This is a genomic window from Paraburkholderia sp. BCC1885 (assembly GCF_900996235.1).
In the GTDB taxonomy this organism is placed as follows: Bacteria; Pseudomonadota; Gammaproteobacteria; order Burkholderiales; family Burkholderiaceae; genus Paraburkholderia.
This window is the reverse complement of record NZ_CAAJGM010000223.1, coordinates 1-18,541: the sequence shown is the minus strand read 5'-3', so window position 1 is coordinate 18,541 and position 18,541 is coordinate 1. Positions and strand designations below refer to the sequence as shown.

15 protein-coding genes are annotated in these 18,541 nt (G+C 61.1%); 1 reads left to right on the top strand and 14 read right to left on the bottom strand.

The genetic code is table 11. The annotated features are described in order from the left end of the window. Window positions 1-198 precede the first annotated feature (198 nt). Genes cyoD through cyoA form a run of 4 tightly spaced genes read right to left on the bottom strand, consistent with a single transcriptional unit; the run spans window position 199 to window position 4,182 of the window. Complete coding sequence (gene cyoD / locus FQ755_RS26785) at window positions 199-582, bottom strand: cytochrome o ubiquinol oxidase subunit IV (protein WP_144158034.1); 384 nt, start codon at window positions 580-582, stop codon at window positions 199-201. Beyond that, window positions 579-1,196 (bottom strand): cytochrome o ubiquinol oxidase subunit III, encoded by a 618-nt coding sequence (gene cyoC / locus FQ755_RS26780; protein WP_144158033.1) that lies wholly within the window; start codon window positions 1,194-1,196, stop codon window positions 579-581. Before cyoC ends, cyoD begins: the two co-directional genes overlap by 4 nt. A 2-nt stretch (window positions 1,197-1,198) precedes the next feature. Then, window positions 1,199-3,175: a cytochrome o ubiquinol oxidase subunit I gene (cyoB, locus tag FQ755_RS26775; protein ID WP_144158032.1), complete on the bottom strand. Its 1,977-nt coding sequence runs from the start codon at window positions 3,173-3,175 to the stop codon at window positions 1,199-1,201. Window positions 3,176-3,180: 5 nt separating this feature from the next. Beyond that, entirely contained in the window at window positions 3,181-4,182 is a 1,002-nt protein-coding gene (cyoA, locus tag FQ755_RS26770; protein ID WP_144158031.1) for a ubiquinol oxidase subunit II, read from the bottom strand. A 203-nt stretch (window positions 4,183-4,385) separates the two neighbouring features. On the opposite strand from cyoA, the gene FQ755_RS26765 reads away from it, so the two are divergent. Further along, the gene (locus tag FQ755_RS26765; protein ID WP_144158030.1) at window positions 4,386-5,780 is read left to right on the top strand and encodes a PLP-dependent aminotransferase family protein; all 1,395 of its coding nucleotides are present in this window, start codon (window positions 4,386-4,388) and stop codon (window positions 5,778-5,780) included. Window positions 5,781-5,823: 43 nt separating this feature from the next. Here FQ755_RS26765 and FQ755_RS26760 read toward each other — a convergent pair whose 3' ends face one another. The 10 genes from FQ755_RS26760 to FQ755_RS26715 form a co-directional block, all read right to left on the bottom strand. Then, window positions 5,824-6,309, bottom strand: a complete 486-nt coding sequence (locus FQ755_RS26760) for a DUF4440 domain-containing protein (protein WP_144158029.1) — start codon at window positions 6,307-6,309, stop codon at window positions 5,824-5,826. 62 nt (window positions 6,310-6,371) lie between these two features. Then, a complete protein-coding gene (locus tag FQ755_RS26755) occupies window positions 6,372-6,773 on the bottom strand; it encodes a transposase (RefSeq protein ID WP_144158028.1) in 402 nt (133 codons plus the stop codon). A 172-nt stretch (window positions 6,774-6,945) separates the two neighbouring features. Continuing rightward, a complete protein-coding gene (locus tag FQ755_RS26750; RefSeq protein WP_144158027.1) occupies window positions 6,946-8,607 on the bottom strand; it encodes an ABC transporter substrate-binding protein in 1,662 nt (553 codons plus the stop codon). Window positions 8,608-8,722: 115 nt separating this feature from the next. After that, the gene (locus tag FQ755_RS26745) at window positions 8,723-9,301 is read right to left on the bottom strand and encodes a GNAT family N-acetyltransferase (RefSeq protein ID WP_144158026.1); all 579 of its coding nucleotides are present in this window, start codon (window positions 9,299-9,301) and stop codon (window positions 8,723-8,725) included. 48 nt (window positions 9,302-9,349) lie between these two features. Further along, on the bottom strand, window positions 9,350-10,390 hold the full coding sequence (locus tag FQ755_RS26740; RefSeq protein ID WP_144158025.1) for an LLM class flavin-dependent oxidoreductase: 1,041 nt from the start codon (window positions 10,388-10,390) through the stop codon (window positions 9,350-9,352). 43 nt (window positions 10,391-10,433) lie between these two features. After that, window positions 10,434-11,411 carry an ABC transporter substrate-binding protein gene (locus FQ755_RS26735; RefSeq protein ID WP_409937703.1) on the bottom strand — a complete coding sequence of 326 codons (978 nt, stop codon included), beginning with the start codon at window positions 11,409-11,411 and terminating at the stop codon, window positions 10,434-10,436. Window positions 11,412-11,415: 4 nt separating this feature from the next. Beyond that, window positions 11,416-13,245, bottom strand: coding sequence for an amino acid ABC transporter permease/ATP-binding protein (locus FQ755_RS38570; protein WP_144158024.1), 1,830 nt, complete (start codon window positions 13,243-13,245; stop codon window positions 11,416-11,418). A gap of 31 nt (window positions 13,246-13,276) precedes the next feature. Beyond that, window positions 13,277-14,599: an LLM class flavin-dependent oxidoreductase gene (locus FQ755_RS26725; RefSeq protein ID WP_144158023.1), complete on the bottom strand. Its 1,323-nt coding sequence runs from the start codon at window positions 14,597-14,599 to the stop codon at window positions 13,277-13,279. A gap of 59 nt (window positions 14,600-14,658) precedes the next feature. Continuing rightward, window positions 14,659-15,660 carry an LLM class flavin-dependent oxidoreductase gene (locus FQ755_RS26720; RefSeq protein ID WP_144158022.1) on the bottom strand — a complete coding sequence of 334 codons (1,002 nt, stop codon included), beginning with the start codon at window positions 15,658-15,660 and terminating at the stop codon, window positions 14,659-14,661. 138 nt (window positions 15,661-15,798) lie between these two features. Continuing rightward, window positions 15,799-18,225, bottom strand: a complete 2,427-nt coding sequence (locus FQ755_RS26715) for a TonB-dependent receptor plug domain-containing protein (protein WP_144158021.1) — start codon at window positions 18,223-18,225, stop codon at window positions 15,799-15,801. Between the last annotated feature and the right edge of the window lie 316 nt (window positions 18,226-18,541).

The following is an 18,541-nucleotide window of genomic DNA, read 5'->3' as shown; positions in this document are numbered from 1 at the left end:
GGCATTCCCGCGCAGGTTTCGGGCCACTCGTCGCTTTACGCCAGCCTCTGACCTCTCAGGCTGGCCAACAAAATGGCCGCCGCGCGCTTCGATGCACAGCTCACACTGATTCTATGTAACGCGGTTGCAGGCCAGTTGTCCGTATCGGCCAGATGATTGCCCGAAATGGCCATCGAGCAACCTCGCTCCCACCTCCCCTCAATCCTTCGCCATCGCCCTTTCAACTGACATATGCGTCGGCATCATGTTCTGATTGGCGTTATGCATGACCCACAACGACAGCCCCACAATCACGGCAATCAAAAAACCGGTGCAAATGAAGATGCCGGTATTCGCCCGCTGATCGCGTGCCGTGCCGATATGCAGAAAGTAGACGAGTTGCACGACCAGCTGCGCCACGCACAGCACCACAATCGTGGCAAGTCCAAAGCCGCGCGGCACCACATGCGTCATGACAGCGCCAAACGAAGCCAGCGTCAGCACCAGGGAAAGCACAATCCCGATCACATAACTCTTGAGACTGCCATGCGACGCGGCATGAATCGTGTCATGCGCCGGATGATGATGAGAGGTCCTGTTCATACAAACTCGCGCAGATAAACAAAAGTAAACACGCAGATCCAGATCAAATCCAGGAAGTGCCAGAAGAGACTCAGGCAAGCGAGCCGTCGGCGCGTTACGCCAGTCAGGCCGAACTTGTAGACCTGATGCATCGTCACCGCAATCCACAGCAGTCCGCACGTCACGTGCAAACCATGCGTGCCGACCAGGAAGAAGTACGACGAAAGGAACGCGCTAACGTGCGGCCCCGCGCCGTCGCCAATCAGCTTGGCGAACTCGACCACTTCCATGCCGATAAACCCGGCGCCAAACAGAAATGTCACGGCCAGCCAGCCAATTACTTGCGACTCACGGCGAGCCTGCATGCCGAGCATGGCCATGCCGAACGTGAAGCTGCTGATCAGCAACAGCAGCGTTTCGCCGAGCACGTAAGGCAGTTCGAACAGGCCATTACCGGTCGGGCCGCCTGCCGTAGCATTCGCCAGCACGCCGAAAGTGGCGAACAGCGTGGCGAAGATCAGGCAATCGCTCATCAGATAGATCCAGAACCCGAAGGTGGTTTTGGCTCCATCGTCGTGCGATGCGTGGTGCCCATCGGCGTGGCCGTGGGCGTGATGCGTTACAGCGTTGCTCATGATCAGGCGGCCTCGCTCAGTTGCGCATAGCGCTCGCTTTCAATCCGTGCGACCTCGGCCGCCGGCACGTAGTAGTCCACATCCTGATCGTAGGTTCGCACGATGAATGTCGCAATCATCCCGATCAGCCCAACCGCCGCAAACAGCCACATGTGCCAGACCAGCGAAAAACACAGCAACAGACTGAACGCCGCGATGATCACGCCAGCGCCTGTATTGCGCGGCATGTGAATGTCCTCATATTTGCCAGGTCGCACGTAGGCGCGCCCTGCTTCCTTATTGTCCCAGTGCTGTTCCAGCGAGGTGATCACCGGCACGATGGCGAAGTTGTAGAACGGTGCCGGCGACGCCGTCGACCACTCCAGGCTGCGGCCATTCCAAGGGTCGCCGGTAAGATCGCGATTGGCCTCGCGGTCGCGAATGCTGACGGCAAACTGAATGATCATCGCCGCAATGCCTGCCGCGATAAACACCGCGCCGATCAGCGCGATCACCAGCCACTTGTGCCACTCCGGCACCGCGTAGTGATTCATGCGTCGCGTCATGCCTTCGAAGCCGAGGATATAAAGCGGCGTGAACGCAAGCCAGTAGCCGATCAACCAGCACCAGAACGAAACCTTGCCCCAGAACTCGTTCAGCGTGAAGCCGAACACCTTCGGGAACCAGAAACTGATGCCGGCAAAGCAGCCGAACACCACGCCACCGATGATCACGTTATGAAAGTGCGCCACGAGAAACAGGCTGTTGTGCAGCACGAAGTCCGCGCCCGGCACCGCCAGCAGCACACCCGTCATGCCGCCCACCGCGAAGGTGATCATGAAGCCGATCGTCCACAGCGTCGACGTGTGATAGCGGATACGTCCGCGGAACATCGTGAATAGCCAGTTGAACAGCTTCACACCGGTTGGAATGGAGATGATCGACGTCATGATGCCGAAGAACGCATTGACGTTGGCGCCCGAACCCATCGTAAAGAAGTGATGGAGCCAGACGAAAAACGACAGAATGCCGATCGACGCCGTCGCATACACCATCGACTTATAGCCGAACAGCGGCTTGCCGGAGAACGTCGAGATAATTTCGGAGTACGCACCAAAGCACGGCAGGATCAGGATGTATACCTCAGGGTGTCCCCACACCCAGATGAGGTTGATATACATCATTGCATTGCCGCCCAGCTCGTTGGTGAAGAAGTGCATGCCGAGATAGCGGTCGGCCGCGAGCAGCGCCAGCGTGCCCGTTAACACCGGAAACACCGCTACGATCAGGATGTTGGTGATCAACGCGGTCCATACGAACACCGGCATTTTCATCAGCGTCAGGCCCGGTGCGCGCATGCGCAGGATCGTCACAATGAAGTTGATCCCGGTAAGCGTCGTGCCTAACCCCGATATCTGCAGCGACCAGATGTAGTAATCGACGCCCACGGTTGGACTGTAGCCAAGCTCGGACAACGGCGGATACGCCACCCAGCCGGTCGCGGCAAAATCGCCGACGAACATGGACATCATCACCAGCACCGCGCCTACCACCGACAGCCAGAAACTCAGCGAATTGACGAACGGATACGCCACGTCGCGCGCGCCGAGTTGCAGCGGCACCACCACGTTCATCAGCCCGAGGATCAACGGCGTGGCCACGAAGAAGATCATGATCACACCATGCGCGGTGAAGATCTGATCGTAATGATGCGGCGGCAGATAACCGGCCGCATCGTTAAACGCCATGGCCTGCTGGGTGCGCATCATGATGGCGTCGGCAAAGCCGCGCAGCAGCATCACGATGGCGAGAATGATGTACATCACGCCAATGCGTTTGTGGTCGACCGAGGTGAACCACTCGCGCCAAAGATAAGTCCATTTGCCCGCATACGTCACGGCCGCCAGTAGCGCCATGCCGAGCACGACGACAACAGCCAGCGTGCCCATGATGATGGGCTCGTGGTACGGGACAGCGTCCAGGTTAAGTTTTCCAAACATGATGACTACTCCGCAGCCTGATGGACAGGCGATTGGGCTCCAGTAGATTCGACGGAAAGCGCGGTCTGTGCGGTTCCACACAGCGGATCGCGCGCCGCGCCTTGCATGTACTGACCGACGACGCCATCGAAAAGACCGGGCGTAACGCGCGCATAGACGGTCACCGGATCTTTCTGGCTAGGCTTGGCGAGCGCTTCGTAAGTTGTTTTATCCAGCGACAGTGGCGATTGCTTCGCGCGGGCTATCCACGCGTCGAAGTCACTCCGGCTGGTGGCGATCGTGTCGAAGTGCATGTCCGAGAAACCGGCTCCGCTGTACGCCGACGAGCGTCCCGCATAGACGCCGGGTGTATTCGCAATCAGGTTCAACTGGGTATGCATGCCGGCCATGGCGTAGATCTGGCCGCCGAGTTGTGGAATGAAAAACGAATTCATCAGCGATTCGGCGGTGATGTCGAACGTAACAGGGGTATTGACGGGAATGGCGAGCTGATTGACGGACGCCACGCCATAGTCCGGATAGATGAACAGCCACTTCCAGTTCAGTGCAACGACTTCGACGCGAACCGCTTTGGCCTGCGAATCAATCGGTCGCGATGGATCCAGCGTGTGCGTGCTGCGCCAGATCACCAGCGCCAGAATCACGACGATCACACACGGGATCGCCCATACCACTATTTCAATCGGCGTGGAGTGCGCCCATTTGGGTGCGTAGACGGCGTGGGTATTCGAAGCCCGATAGCGCCATGCAAAGTACAGGGTCAACAGAATCACCGGAATCACCACTAGCAGCATCAAACCGAGTGAAAGCAGGATCAGGTTCTTCTCCTGCATGCCGATGTCGCCCTTGGGATTGAACAGCGTCATGCTGCATCCGCCAAGCAGTCCAACGGCGCCGAGCACGAGAAGGCGCCCCGCGAAAAGACCAAACCGTCCGATGGTTGAGGATTGATTGAGCGAAGCTGCCCTTGTGGCAGGGATTCGGTTACGCAAAGCTGGATTCCGCATGTCATGTACCCTGGTTGCCGGTCACACCATCCATGCATGCATCTCATCCGGCGAACCTGCTGACGTGCCGGTCACGCAGGCGCGCCTTCACCTTCAATGCTTCCCCGACTTGAGTGCGAGAGGTACGATGTATGGATTTATGTCCCGATGCGGGCATCCTAAAGTAAGACAATATCCCTACAACTGCGACAGAATGACGCCAAATGAAACCCGTACATGATCCATACAAGCGCCCGGCGTGGGCCGCCGAATTCGTCTCCGGCGACGGGCCGCGTTATCTGCAAGTGGTCAGTTTTCTTGAGTCGGCGATTGCCGATGGGACGCTGCGTCCGGGCGATCGGCTGCCGCCGCAGCGTCAACTGGCCGAGGCGCTGGAGATCGACCTGACCACCGTCACGCGCGCGTTTACCGAGGCGCGGCGTCGTCAATTGATCGAAGCACGTGGGACGCTGGGGACTTTTGTCGCGGCGCCAAAGGTGGAGTTGACGCAAAGCATCGACCTCAGCATGAACATTCCCCCGCCGCCCGCCGACGTGGAAATGGCCGCGCTACTGCGCGAGGGGCTCTCGCAGGTATTGATGCGCACCGACACCGACCTGCTCATGACGTATCACCTGGGCGGCGGCAGTCACACCGACCGCAATGCCGGCGCGCGCTGGCTCAAACCGATGCTCGGGCGCATCGACCTCGACCGGATCGTGGTCTGTCCGGGCGCGCAGGCCGCACTCGCCGCACTGATCATGGCGTCGACCCGACCGGGCGATGTCATTCTGATGGAGCCGCTCGCCTATCCCGGTTTGCCGCTGGCCGCGCGGCAACTTGGCCGCCGTGTCGAGACGGTGGCGCTCGACGGTTCCGGCATGCGTCCCGATGCGCTCGAGGACGCATGCCGAAAGCACGACGCACGCCTCCTCTATCTAAACCCTACCCTGCAGAATCCCACCACCCGCACGATGCCGGAGCGGCGCCGTGTCGAGATCGCGCGGATCGCCGCAAAACTGAACCTTAGGATTATCGAAGACGACCCGTACTGGCTGTTTGCGGAGAATGCACCCTCACCGCTCGCGCGTCTGATGCCCGACCAGGTGTATTACATATCGACGCTGTCGAAATGCCTCTCGCCGGGGCTGCGAACGGCGTTTGTGGCGTTACCCGCTATGCAAGACCAGCAGGCTATCCTGGCCGCGCTAAGGACCTTTTCGTTGACCTCGGCGCTGACGGCCACGCTCGTCACGCAGTGGATTCATGACGGGTCCGCGGCGCAATTGCTGGCCGGCGTCCAGACGGAAGCGCATGCGCGGCAACGCATGGCGAGGGGCGTGCTGGCGGGCGCGGCCAGCACGCCGGCTAACGAAGGGATTCACGTGTGGCACACGCTGCCGAGTTACTGGCAGGCTCTCGACCTGGCAGCGGCCGCGCGCGACAACGGTCTGGTCGTGGCGCCTGCGGAAGCCTTTTTTACAGGGCCCAATCCACCCAACGCCATCCGCATTTCGCTCGGCGGATGCGCCGACCGCATGCGACTCGAAGTGGCGTTGCGCAAGCTCTCGCATCTGTTAGCCCAGAAGCCGTCGGCTCACCACGAGGTGGTGATCTAAAGCGAAGCCCCGCCCATAGGCGGGTCGCAGTGCTGCCGGCGCGCTATTCCTTCGGTGGCACGCTCGGCTCCACGGCACGGAAATGCCAGCCGTCGCTCTCTTTCACGAAAACCGCCATGATGTGGCCGCTTTCCTTTCTGTACGTGCCGTCGCCGTTCGGAACCTGCACCGAAAAGTCTGCGATGCTGAAGCCGCCGTTGCCTTGCGCGCTCGCATCGATGACGTGAATGTGATGTTCCTTCGCGCCCGAACCAAAGCGCTGCTCGTAATATTGCTTGAGCGCCGCGCGGCCCGTAATGAGTTTGCCGCCGGGCGACACCAGCGTGCCGTCTTCGGCGTACAACTGCGCCATGGCGTCGGCGTTTTTGGCCGCGTAGTTGCTGTCGTAAAGCTGGCCGAGCTTCGCCGCCGCTGAGAGCGCCTCCTGCTGCGAAGGCTGTGACGTATTCGTGTCAGACGTCGCGGCGTAAACCCGCGTGTTGCCAATCAGAAGCAGTGCGGCGAGAAAAAGGGGGATCTGTCTTTTCACCTTGAGGCTCCCTGGATCGAATTACGATGGTGGTGACACGCATCATAACGGACCCCGGTGTCTCAGGCAGGCGAGCGCCACATCTGCGGATTCGTCCACGACAGGCGGTTCAGCGGTTCGTGATCCGGATTCAGACTCGCCGCCGCAGCATGATTGAACGCGTCGGCGACCGGCCCGCGCAACAGAACCTCGCGGCCTGCGGCGTTCAGCCGGCGGATGATTTCGGCGAGCGTGCCGTCGGCTTGCCATTCTTCGAAGCGGCGGCGGCAGGTCGGGCGTGACGGATACCATCCCGGCACCCTCGACCAGCTATGCCCCGTCGACAGCGCCCAGAGCACCGCGTTGACCACTGCGCGCGGTTCGACGCGCCGCCGCCCCGAGCGGTCGGGCGCCACCGCCTCATTGCAGAATAGCCCTTCAATCAGAGCCCATTCGCTGTCTTTCAAATCGTCAAACTGAATCATGTCTGCTCTCAGCGAAGCTCATCTCGATCTTCCTCACACGGATCGTCCCGGCTTCCGCGGTCCGCCATTTCAGCGGACCCGCGATTTTAGGTGCCGTGCCGTTGTTCGTCTAAATGACGATTCAAGCTAAGCAAAGCTCGAAACGTGGATAAACCGCTCAGCTTAGGCGCATTCACTCCAGCCAGACACCATCGAAGCGGTGACTGCCTAGCGGCGAAAACAGCAGCCCCTTCACGCGTTTCGATGCCGGCAGCGACACGATGGAATGCGCGATCGGCGTGTAAGGCACCTGTTGCTTGAAAATGACCTGGGCCTGTTCGTACAGCGCCGTGCGCACGGCGACGTCGGGACTCGATCGCGCCTTCACGATCAGCGCATTGAAGTCCGCATTGCACCACTTCGATACGTTACTGCCATGCACCGCATCGCAGCCTAGCAAGGTGCCAAGCCAGTTGTCAGGGTCGCCGTTGTCGCCCGACCAGCCGTAGAGGATGGCATCGTGTTCGCCGTCCTGTTTGGCGCGACGGTTATATTCGCCCCATTCGTAGCTGACGATCTTGGCGCGCACGCCGATGTTCGCCCAATCCTGCTGAATCAGTTGCGCCATCAACTGCGCATTCGGATTGTAGGGGCGCTGCACCGGCATGGCCCACAGGGAAATGTCGAAGCCATTCGGAAAGCCCGCTTGCGCGAGCAAGGCCTTGGCCTTCGCGGGATCAAACGGCGCATCCTTGAGTTGCTTGTCGTAGGACCACTGCGACGGCGGCATCGGATTGGTTGCGACAGTCGCGTTACCGGCGAATACCGCTTTGATGATGGCCGGTTTGTCGATCGCCATGTCGAGCGCGCGGCGAACTTCGACGCGCTCAAGCGGCGTGTGCTGGGTGTTATACGCCACGAACCCCACATTGAAGCCCACGCCGGAAATCAGCGTCAGCTCGGGATTGCGCCTGACGATATCCAGATCCGCGGGACGCGGGAACGCCGACACCTGGCACTCGCCGCTCGCCAGTTTCTGGATACGCACACCGGGGTCAGGCGTAATCGCAAAGATCAGATGGGCGAGTTTGACGTCTTCGGGACGCCAATAGTCAGGGTTGGCGTCGTAGCGGATCAGCGCGTCCTTCTGATACGAGCGGAACACGAACGGGCCAGTGCCGACCGGCAACTGGTTGATGTCGGCCTCGCGATGCGCGGCGCTCAGTTGCGCCGCGTATTCAGCCGATAGCACCGAGGCGAAGGCCATCGCCAGATTGCGCACGAAGATCACGTCCGGCTGCTTCAGCTCGAAGCGGACCGTATAGTCGTCCACCTTGTCGATCCGTTCGAGATTCCTGTCGAAGCCGAGATCGCTGAAATACGGAAAACTCGTCGGATAAGCCTTGCGGAACGGCTCATCGGCGTTGAGCATGCGGTTGAAGGTGAACAGCACGTCGTCCGCGTTGAAATCGCGCGTAGGTTTGAACCATGCCGTTGCTCCAAACTTGACGCCGTGCCGCAAATGGAACGTATAGGTTCGTTGATCCGCAGAGACGTCCCAGCTCGTCGCGAGCGCGGGCTCGAGGTCCAGCGTGCCGCGGCGAAATTGCACCAGCTCGTTGTAAATGGCGTTGCTGCTGGCGTCGAAATCCGTGCTGGTGGTGTGCTGGCCCGGGTCGAAACCGGCCGGGCTGCCTTCGGTGCAGAACACCAGCGTTTTGTCGCCTGCGGCGCTTGCCGGTGTGGCAATTGTCAAAGTAGCTGCAAACAGGCTAAACGATGCAGCGCAAAAAAATGCGGTGCGAAATGCGCGGCGTAGCGCGCGTACTGCATGCCGGAGAGAGGGGTTCGTCATTGTGGTTTGTAGTAAGCGGGCTTCGGGAAATTTTCATTCCTACCGTAGCCGCGCACTACGAATAAATCAACAGATTCATATATGACCTGACGCTAAGCCCGAAACGGCAGCCGATCTAGGCGATAGTGCCCGGCGTGGCCGCATGCGGGCCGTTCTGCGTGACCAGATACTTTTCGAACAAAACGCCTGGCGGCTCGTCCTCACCGAAATCATGCGAAGACAGCAAGGTGTAGCCATTGGTCTGGTATAGCGCGACAGCCTCAGGCTGACGGGGACCGGTGCCGAGAAACACGCGCGTATAGCCAAGCCGCACGGCATGGGCTTCCAGTTCAGCGAGAACCTTGCGCGCAAGACCCTGACGCCGATGCTGGCGGCTCGCCCAGATGCGCTTGAACTCGGTGGTGCCTGGGTCCTCATGGCGCATGAACGCGCCTCCTGCAATGGCCTCGCCGTTGCGCAACAGCAGAACGAAGGCGCCATGCGGCGGCTGGAATGCTTCGGCAGGATAGCGCTGCATTTCCCGGTCGATTTCCTCCGGGTCGACCAGACCCGCATAGCGGCTGCTGTATTCGTAGGCGAGCTCTTCGAGAAGAGGACGAGCCAACGGATCGTTCGGCAAGACATAGACGAAGTAATCGTCAGGCGCCGTTTGAATACCTGGTGGTGCGAAAGATACGGATAGGGCTTGTGTCATAGGATCAGTCATTCGAGTCGGCACGGTATATACATACTTCGCGCGCAGCTAGGCCGCGACGGGTTCGCGTGCGGCCTCGGGCCGCCAGCCCAGTTCGGGTGCAATGCGAGTCACGAAGTCTTCGAGAATCTGCCGATAATTCTCAAACGGCAAATCATACGGCAGTTCGAGGCGCAGTTCGCGGACCTGTTCGACAACCGGATCGGCCAGCAGGCGGCCGGCAATCTCGTCGCACGTACCCACCAGATCGGGCACGAACAGCGTGCGCCGCCCGCCGTGCGGCGTCAGCGTGCGCGCATGACGTGCTTCGGCGAACTCGCGATAGCGCTGCCGCGTCCGCGCATCGGCGCCGTCTGTCGGCACGATCACGCGGCCTAGTGCAATTCGCGGCGCGCGCGGCTCGCTCCACTGCGAGCGAAACAGATCGAGCTGGCCGAGTTGTGCTTCGCGGTAATCTTCCGCCCCCTCGCCCGAGGTGATATTGCCGATCAGCAGATTGAAGCCATTGCGGCCGGCCCATTCTATGGAGCGTCGCGAGCCGCCGCCATACCAGAGCCGATCGGTCAGACCGGCGGCATATGGCGTCACACGTGGACGCACGCGGCCCGCCGCCGATTCGATAAAAGTGTCTTCATCACCGAGCCATTCTCCCGCAAGATTGCGCCGCAGACGTTCGACGCGGGCGTGCGAGAAATCGATCAACTCCGGGTTCGCGTCGAATAGACGGTCGCCGAGCAGGATGCCATGCGCCGGCGCGCCCGCGCTCAAGCCGATATTCAGACGTCCGTGCGACAACACGTCGACAGTGGCAAGATCCTCCGCGAGACGAAACGGATTCTCGTAACCCATCTGGATCACCGCCGCGCCGAGACCGATGCGCGTTGTACGCTGGCTTGCAGCCGCGAGGAAGGTGGCCGACGAAGACACCGCGCGCTCCAGATGACGCTGACGCACCCAGGCGCTGTCGTAACCGAGCGCCTCGCCGACGCCAAACAATTCAAGCGTCCGCTCGAAACCGGCGAGCGGCGCATTGTCCGCGTAATTGCCCGGCGTCAGGAACGCAAGATGATCGATGCGGATGGCGCTCATGCTTGACCCTCTCTGGTTGTTCTCGTGAAACGCGTCGCTTGCGTCAGGCATCCGGGAAACCCGGCGGATTGGTCTCCGAACGATCGACCGCTTCGTTCTGCAAGCCCCAGCGCGCGAGCGCGGCGCGATATTGACCGCCGCGGATCAAGCCATTGGTCGCCGCTGTCAGCGCCGGTGCGAGACCGCTGCCCTTGCGCGTCGCGATGGCAACGTCTGCCTTGTCCGGCCAGCCCGCATTGACGGTGCCCACCTGGCGGATCTGCCCTTGCGTCGCGGCTTCAAACGAAAGCGTCGGGTCGGGATTGAGGATGACATCCGCGCGGCCCGACAGCAGTGCAAGACGCTCCGATGCGCCGTCGTCGTAATACTGCAAGGCGGCTTCCTTGAGCCCATGCGACGCATTGCGCCGGTTCCATTCGAGGACGATGTGTTCCTGGATGGTCCCGGATCGCGTGATGATTCGTAGTCCTGCAATATCCTGCGGTTCGCGGATCGATCTGATCGTGCTGTCGGTTCGCACATAGAAGCCGTGCACGCCGAGCCGGTAAGTCGTGAAGTCGAACTTCTGCTTGCGCTTCTCGGTGACGCCGACGTTCGAGATCACCGCGTCGTACCGGCCAGAAGCCAGCCCCAGCGGCCAGTCCGCCCACGCGACCGGCACCAGCAGCAGGCGCAGGCCGAGGGCGTCGGCAATTAGCTGGGCGTAGTCGGGGTCGGCGCCTACGATGCTGCGCGCGTCGGTCGCATAGGTGGCAATCGGCGGCGAGAATGGCGCAATCGCCACTGTTAGCACACCGGGGGTGACAAAGCGGTAGGCCGAGATCAGACGCTCAGCATCGGGATCCTTCGGCGCACGAACACGTCCTTTTTGCTCGGGGCCGAAGTCATAGACCTGCGCTGCGGCTTGGGCAACATTAAAAGGCCACGCCATAGGCAGGGCGGCCGACACCCCCAATGCGCGCAAAATTCTGCGCCGCGAATGACCGAACCATTCCATGCCGTTGTTTTTATTACTGCGCATACGGTCACAATACCTTCGACAGAAATTCACGCGTCCGCGTCTGAGCCGGATTGCCCAGCACGTTTGCAGGCGGACCGGATTCGATGATGCGGCCGCCGTCCATGAACACGATCGTATCGGCGACTTCGCGCGCGAAACCAATCTCGTGCGTCACGATAATCAGGGTGGTGCCCGACCGCGCCAGCTGGCGGATCACGTCGAGCACTTCGTTGACGAGTTCGGGGTCGAGCGCCGAGGTGGGTTCGTCGAACAGCAAGACCTTGGGCTTTAACGCCAGCGCTCGGGCAATCGCCACGCGCTGCTGCTGGCCGCCGGACAACTGGCGCGGCCAGGCGTCGGCCTTATCGGCAAGCCCCACGCGCGCGAGCAACGTGCGCGCTTCGGCATGAGCCTGTGCTCGCGGCACACCGGCTGCAAGCGGCGCTTCGATCACGTTGTCCAGCACGCTCAGGTGCGGAAACAGGTTAAAGTTCTGGAACACCATTCCGACATCGGCGCGGCGCCGCTGCAAGATGTCTTTCTCTTTCAGTTCATAGAGCGTGCGGCCATCGCGGCGATATCCGACCAGTTCGCCGTCGATGTCGATAAAGCCGTCGTCGACGCGTTCGAGATGATTGATCGTTCGCAGCAGCGTCGACTTGCCCGAGCCCGATTGCCCAAGTATCACGGTGACGCTGCCCGATGGAAATGCCAGCGAGATGTTGTCGAGAACCTTCAGCGCACCGAAACTCTTCGATACGTTGTGAATGCCGACCTTGCCGCCGACGCGCCGCTGCGCCCACCCCGTCGCATGGGTTTCAGTCGCCACGGCGTCCGCCGTCCAGCTTGCGTCCTCGCGCCGTGCATCGCGCGCACTACGCCACCGCCTGAACAGCGCGCCCAATGCCGACGCCCTCACCTGTTCGCGCGTCGCCCCGCGTGCGTAGTACCGTTCGATATGAACCTGGATAGCCGACAGGACCGTGAGAATGATCAGATACCAGACGGTGGCGACCATCAGCAACGGAATGACCTCCAGATTGCGGTGATAAATGATCTGCACGGTGTAGAAGAGATCCGGCATCGCGAGGATATAGACCACCGAGGTACCCTTCGCGAGTCCGATCACGTCGTTGAACGCGGTTGGCAAGATGGCGCGCATGGCCTGCGGTAACACGATGCGACGCACCTGACGGGCGCCCGGCAAACCCAGCGCAGCACCGGCCTCCCGTTGCCCATGATCGACGGACAAAATCCCGCCACGAATCGCCTCGGCCGAAAACGCCGCGTGATTCAGCGTCAGTCCAAGCACCGCCGCGAAGAATGGGCTGATCAGATCGGTGGTCGATTCATTCAGGAGTGCGATATGGGTGAACGGCACCCCGATCCAGATTGTCTCGTACAGGTACCCAAGGTTATTCAGCAGAAGCAGCAGCACGATGGGCGGAATCGAGCGGAACAGCCAGATAAACGCCCAGGCGCAGCCGGCCAGCAATGGCGACTTCGAGACGCGCGCAAGCGCCAGCGGCGTAGCCAGCGCAAAGCCGAACAGCGCGCCGAGCCCGGTAAGCACCAGCGTTCGCCCCAGTCCTTCCAGTACCGGCCCGGCGAAAAACCACTGCGCGAACACGTTCCAACCCCAGCGCGGGTTTCCCAGCACGGAATTCGCCACGATCCCGATCAGCACGATGGCCAGCACGGTTCCTGCCGTGCGTGCGTGATGCTTTGCCGGAACGATCCGGTAGTGCGCGTATTCCGGACCTGCGGTGTCGTCATCCGCGCGGCCCGCATGGCCGGTATGGCCCTTGTTGCCCGCGTGGCCGCTACCGACAAACTGCTGGGTGGTGTCGCTCATTTCGCTGCGCTCCTGCAAATCAGGCTGCCGGTCATGCCGTTTCCGCCGCCGCGTAACGGCTTTCCCTTCGCGGCAGTCCGAGATGATCGCGTAGCGTCGAACCGGCCAGCGTGCGGCTATAGCGTCCACGTGCCTCGAGCGCCGGAATCACGTGGCGGACAAAATCGTCGAAGCCTTCGGCCTGCACGGGAAAGCCGAGGATGAAGCCATCGGCCGCACCAGCGTCGAACCAGCGGATCAGTTCGTCCGCGATCTGTTCGCCTGTGCCGATGAATTGCGGCTTTGGGGTGGTCACTTCCAGCGCGACCTCGCGTAGCGTCGAGCCGTTCTTCTGCGCCTCGGCCTTGATGCGGTCGGTGGTCGAGCGGAAACTGTTCTTGCCCAGCTCGCCGAGTTCGGGGAACGGCGCGTCGAGCGGATATTGCGTGAAATCGTGGTGTTCGAAGAATCGGCCCAGATAGGCAAGCGCGTCTTCGATAGTGATCAGATCGCGGATCACGCGGTATTTTTCTTCCGCCTCCGCTTGCGTTGCGGCAACGATGGGGCCGATGCCCGGGAAAATCTTCACGTCGCTTGCCGCGCGTCCATGGTCGATCGCACTCTGCCGCACACGCTCCGAGAACGCGCGGGTTTCTTCGAGCGAAGGCGAATGCGTAAATACCGCGTCCGCATACTTCCCAGCTAGCGCGATGCCGGAATCGGAGGAGCCGGCCTGGAAGATCACCGGCTGCCCTTGCGCAGAGCGCTGAATGTTGATCGGCCCGGCCACTTCGAAGAAGCGGCCCTTGTGGTCGAGCGTATGCAGCTTTTCGCGGTCGAAGAAGCGTCCGCTCGCGCGGTCCCGCACAAATGCGTCGTCGTCCCAGCTGTCCCACAGTCCCTGCACCACTTCCAGATATTCGTCGGCAATTTCGTAGCGCAGTTCGTGATCCGGATGCTCGCCGCCATAGTTCTTCGCCGAGCCTTCGAGCGGCGATGTCACGACGTTCCACCCCGCACGTCCGCCACTAATGAGGTCGAGCGATGCGAATTGCCGCGCAACCGTAAACGGATGGCTATACGAAGTCGAAAGCGTGCCGGCCAGCCCGATCTTCGATGTCGCGGTGGCGAGTGCAGAGAGAACCGAGATCGGTTCGAAACGGTTCAGAAAATGCGGAATCGACTTCTCGTTGATATACAGGCCGTCGGCCACGAATGCGAACGCGATGCCGTTGGCTTCCGCCTTCTGGGCAATACCCGTAATGAAATCGAGGTTGACGCTTGCATCGGCGGGGCCCGAAGGATGCTTCCACGAGTTCATATGGCCGCCTGCGCCGTGCAGCATGATGCCGAAATTGAGGTTTCGCTGGGTCATGGTGTGTGATCCCTTAAAGCACTATGAGAGAACAATAAGTGAGAGAGGCCGCGTACCGATCAAACGCGCGCGGCCTGTTCTGCGCCCGCCAACGCCTCGACCGAAGCGAGGCGCAGCGCGTAATCCGCTACGGGGGTATCGATTACGAACTCTTCGATGCCGAAGCGTTCGTGCAATGCATCCAGTTCCTGGCGCACGTCGTCGGCCGTGCCGGTGATAACGTGCGGATGGAGTTCGTCGAGCCGATAATCGGCGACGCCGGTTTGCCGGGCGAATTCCGCTGCGGCCTCGGGGCTTGGCAGATTGACGCTTTGTCCCGTCGCCAGTTGCAGCTTGAAAATGCGTAGTGGTCCTACGTGACGTTGCGCTTCGGCCTTCGATTCCGCGGCAAACGCGTAGAGCGCCAGCAATGGTGTGCGGCCCGTTGCGTTGCGATAGACGTCAATGGAACGCTCGATGCTGTCGTTATCGCCATTGAAGTGGCCGGCATAACAGAACTGCCAGCCGTATTTGGCCGCCAGCGCCGCACTCCCAGGGCTCGCGCCCAGCAGAATGCCTTGCGGTGCTTCCGGTGGCGCCGGCAACGCCACGGCCCCCGCCAACGGATGATCTTCAGCGACGCCCGCCTTCAGAAATGCGTCGAGTTCAGCGAACTGGCCGGCAAAATCAGGCTTTTTCGTCTTGTCGTGAAACCACTGCAAGGCGCGCGTCGTCAGCGGCAATCCGCCCGGTGCCTTGCCGATGCCGAGATCCACCCGGCCCGGCGCCAACGATGCCAGCACCCTGAACGACTCGGCCACCTTGAACGGGCTGTAATGCTGCAACATCACGCCGCCGGAGCCCACACGAATGCGCGACGTGTGCGCCAGCAGATGCGACACGACAATCTCAGGCGCGGAACTGGCAAGGCCCGCGGCCCCATGATGCTCCGCAATCCAGTAGCGCCTGTAGCCCAGCGCTTCGGCACGCTGCGCGAGCCGCACTGTGAAGCGCAATGCATCGTGCGCGCTGGTGCCGTCGGCAATCGGACTTTTGTCGAGAATCGAAAGTGAGTAGGACATATCGATACCACCCCACGCACCGGCAGGTACGCAGGAAAAAGTTTCGGGAAATCTGCCGGGCGACATCTTCTTGTTCCATTATCGCTATCGAAGACCGACATCGTTCGAGCAAATTTTTCTATGCATATGACGAATTCGTCAGAACGTATAGCGCGCTCGCAGATAGTAGAAGCCGCCATCCTCACCGATCGTCGATGCAAAGCTGTCGTACTGCGCGCCTTCCAGTTGCGCCGCATAGGGCAGCTTGCTCGGATAAACGTCGAACAGGTTATTGGCTCCCACCGCGATCTGGAAGCGCTTCGTCACGCCGTAACGAACTTCCAGGTCTGTGACGTAGCGTGCTGCATTCTCGAAGTGGATGAACTGCGTGGTGGAAAACGCGTTCGGGCCGACGATGTAGGTTTCTTCACTGGAGGTCGCACCAAAGCGCGTTTCGTGAAGACTCACGCCCCACTTGTCGAGATGCCACGTGCCGCCGATGATGATCTTGTTCTTCGGCGTCGCCGTGCTTAGCCAGCCGATCTGCTGCGAGTTGAGTTCGGGCTGGCCGTTCGCACCCGTCGCCACCCGCGTGACCGAGGTGGTGTTCAGGTTGACGCCCAGATCCCAGTCCACCTGACCATATGCGCCAAAACCCGTGTGATAGGTACCGGACAGATCGATCCCACGGGTGCGCGTGCTGGCGCCGTTGGTGAAGTAACTCGCGGACACCGCCGAGGCCGGAATCGAGCCCGGCACCGATAAACCCGCCGCCTCCATGGCCGCGATCGCGGCCGCGCCGGACGCCGTGCCGCCTTCGACGATACGGTTGCGAATGTCGATCTGATAGGCGTCGATCGTCACATGCAGGTCCTTGGTGGGCGTAAGCACAAGACCGAGGTTGTAGTTGGTCGACTCCTCCGGTTTCAGCGGCTGGGCGCCGATTAGCCGTGCCGCCGCCGAATTGGCCGCAAGCAGACCGGTCACCGACGCCGGCGATTCGTTGACATTGCTGTAGTACTCCTCAGCAAGCGACGGAGCCCGAAAGCCGGTACTGACGCTGCCACGTACCGCGACTTGCGGCGTGAAGTCGTAGCGCGTGGAAATCTTGCCGTTGGTGGTGTCGCCGACGTCGCTGTAATGCTCGAAGCGGCCGGCCAGATCGACCGTCCATTTCGGCGCCAGATGCGTCGACAGATCGATATACGTGCCGATTACATTGCGCGAGTTGTCGCTCGCGCTGACCGGCGCGAGACCAGGGAGTGCCTGGGAGCCGCCGTCCAGATAGGAAGCCTCATCGCCTTGCGCCACCGTGTAAGTCTCGCGCCGTTGTTCGACGCCAACCGATACATTCACCGGCGCGGGCAGCAGCGGCACATGGAATGCACGCGACAGGTCGAGGTTATTGGTCAGTTGCGTATTGCTGACCGTCGCAAGATGAAAGCTGGTCGGCGTATAACCCTGCGCCGCGTACAGTCCGGTATTGGCTGAATCATCTATTCCAACGGCTTCATGGTCGCCGCCATAGGTCGTGCTTAGATCCCACGACCAGCCGAACAGATTCTGGCCTTTGATGCCCGAGGTTATCGAATAGTCGTTCTCGCTGACCGTCTCGTTCGGCACGAAGCCGTTTGGATACACTTCAGGCAACACGGTAGGCGGCCGGTAGTTCTGATAGGCCTGTGCGTCGCGGTGCGCGTAGGTGCCGAAGCCGTACAGTTCCACATCGTCGCCGAGGTAATAACCTGCGTTGAAGCCAACGGACTCGCGCGTGCTGGCCGGATCGCCCTCGATGGGATTGTAGTAGCCGTGCCCTTGCTGGAAGCTGCCGAAGTAGTCATCAGGCGCGGTGCGGACCGTGTGATTCTGCCGCTCATATTCCGCGGCAAGATCGAGAAAACCGCGATCGCCCAGATTCAGGCCGAGATTAGCGGATTCGCCGTTCTTAAAGCCATCGCCCGCGTAGGTCTGGCCGTTGGTCGTCTGCAGCGTCCCGCCATGCGAGTTCGTCTTCAGGATAATGTTGATCACGCCGGCAATCGCATCCGAGCCATACTGCGCGGAGGCACCGTCACGCAGGATTTCGATGTGATCGATGAGCCCAACCGGGATCATGTCGATGTCGACGCCGGTCGAGCCCTGGTTCAGGCCGCCATCGAGCGCGATATTCGCCGTCGTGTGGCGGCGCTTGCCATTCACCAGCACCAGCACATGGTCCGGCGTCAGGCCATGCAGCGAGAGCGCATCGGTCAGTTGCGCCGTATCGCCGGCATAGGTTTCCCGCGTGATCGACGGCGACAGCTTGACGAGCGCGTCGCGCAGGTTGCTCTGCCCGGTGGCCTGCAATTGCGCGCCACTGATCACATCGACCGGCGTCAGACTCTGACTGGCTTTCGTGCCGGTGCGCGTGCCGGTCACAACCACGGTGTCCTGCTGTACCGTCGCGCCCGTGCGTGTCGGCTTCGGTGCGGATTGTCCTGCGACGGGAGACGGCGCCGCGGCATCGCTCGCCTGGGCCGGCGCCGCAGCGCTCTGCGCCCATGCCGCGCCGTTGCATGTGATTGCCAACACGGTGGCCGATAACATCTTCCGGCGAAAACGAAATCCAGTGCCAAGCTTCGCGGCGGGGTTATTTTTGTTTGTCCTGCGCATCGACTGTCCCGTTGGTTATAGGCGAACACGCGCCTCCGCGCACGGACCGTATCGGCCATGCGAGGCGCATTAGATTAGGCATACTAAGAATGTATGGCGGACCCGCTTCCGGGCAGCAGGTGCACAGAGGTGGCCCCGTTCGTTCGGACAGTTTTTTCGATTTTTAAGTGGAACGCTGGGCGGTCACGCTGCCAATGTAATCGCGGGCAGCATCGCGAAATAAGCTTCATCCGGGGTCTTGTCCGACAGA

Coding starts and splice junctions, on each gene's coding strand:
- FQ755_RS26740 (WP_144158025.1), bottom strand. CDS start 10,390: ATGAGCGCCATCCGCATCGATCATCTTGCGTTCCTGACGCCGGGCAAT.
- cyoD (WP_144158034.1), bottom strand. CDS start 582: ATGAACAGGACCTCTCATCATCATCCGGCGCATGACACGATTCATGCC.
- cyoC (WP_144158033.1), bottom strand. CDS start 1,196: ATGAGCAACGCTGTAACGCATCACGCCCACGGCCACGCCGATGGGCAC.
- FQ755_RS26720 (WP_144158022.1), bottom strand. CDS start 15,660: ATGTCCTACTCACTTTCGATTCTCGACAAAAGTCCGATTGCCGACGGC.
- FQ755_RS26715 (WP_144158021.1), bottom strand. CDS start 18,225: ATGTTATCGGCCACCGTGTTGGCAATCACATGCAACGGCGCGGCATGG.
- FQ755_RS26725 (WP_144158023.1), bottom strand. CDS start 14,599: ATGACCCAGCGAAACCTCAATTTCGGCATCATGCTGCACGGCGCAGGC.
- FQ755_RS26765 (WP_144158030.1), top strand. CDS start 4,386: ATGAAACCCGTACATGATCCATACAAGCGCCCGGCGTGGGCCGCCGAA.
- cyoB (WP_144158032.1), bottom strand. CDS start 3,175: ATGTTTGGAAAACTTAACCTGGACGCTGTCCCGTACCACGAGCCCATC.
- FQ755_RS38570 (WP_144158024.1), bottom strand. CDS start 13,245: ATGAGCGACACCACCCAGCAGTTTGTCGGTAGCGGCCACGCGGGCAAC.
- FQ755_RS26735 (WP_409937703.1), bottom strand. CDS start 11,411: ATGCGCAGTAATAAAAACAACGGCATGGAATGGTTCGGTCATTCGCGG.
- cyoA (WP_144158031.1), bottom strand. CDS start 4,182: ATGCGGAATCCAGCTTTGCGTAACCGAATCCCTGCCACAAGGGCAGCT.
- FQ755_RS26745 (WP_144158026.1), bottom strand. CDS start 9,301: ATGACACAAGCCCTATCCGTATCTTTCGCACCACCAGGTATTCAAACG.
- FQ755_RS26755 (WP_144158028.1), bottom strand. CDS start 6,773: ATGATTCAGTTTGACGATTTGAAAGACAGCGAATGGGCTCTGATTGAA.
- FQ755_RS26750 (WP_144158027.1), bottom strand. CDS start 8,607: ATGACGAACCCCTCTCTCCGGCATGCAGTACGCGCGCTACGCCGCGCA.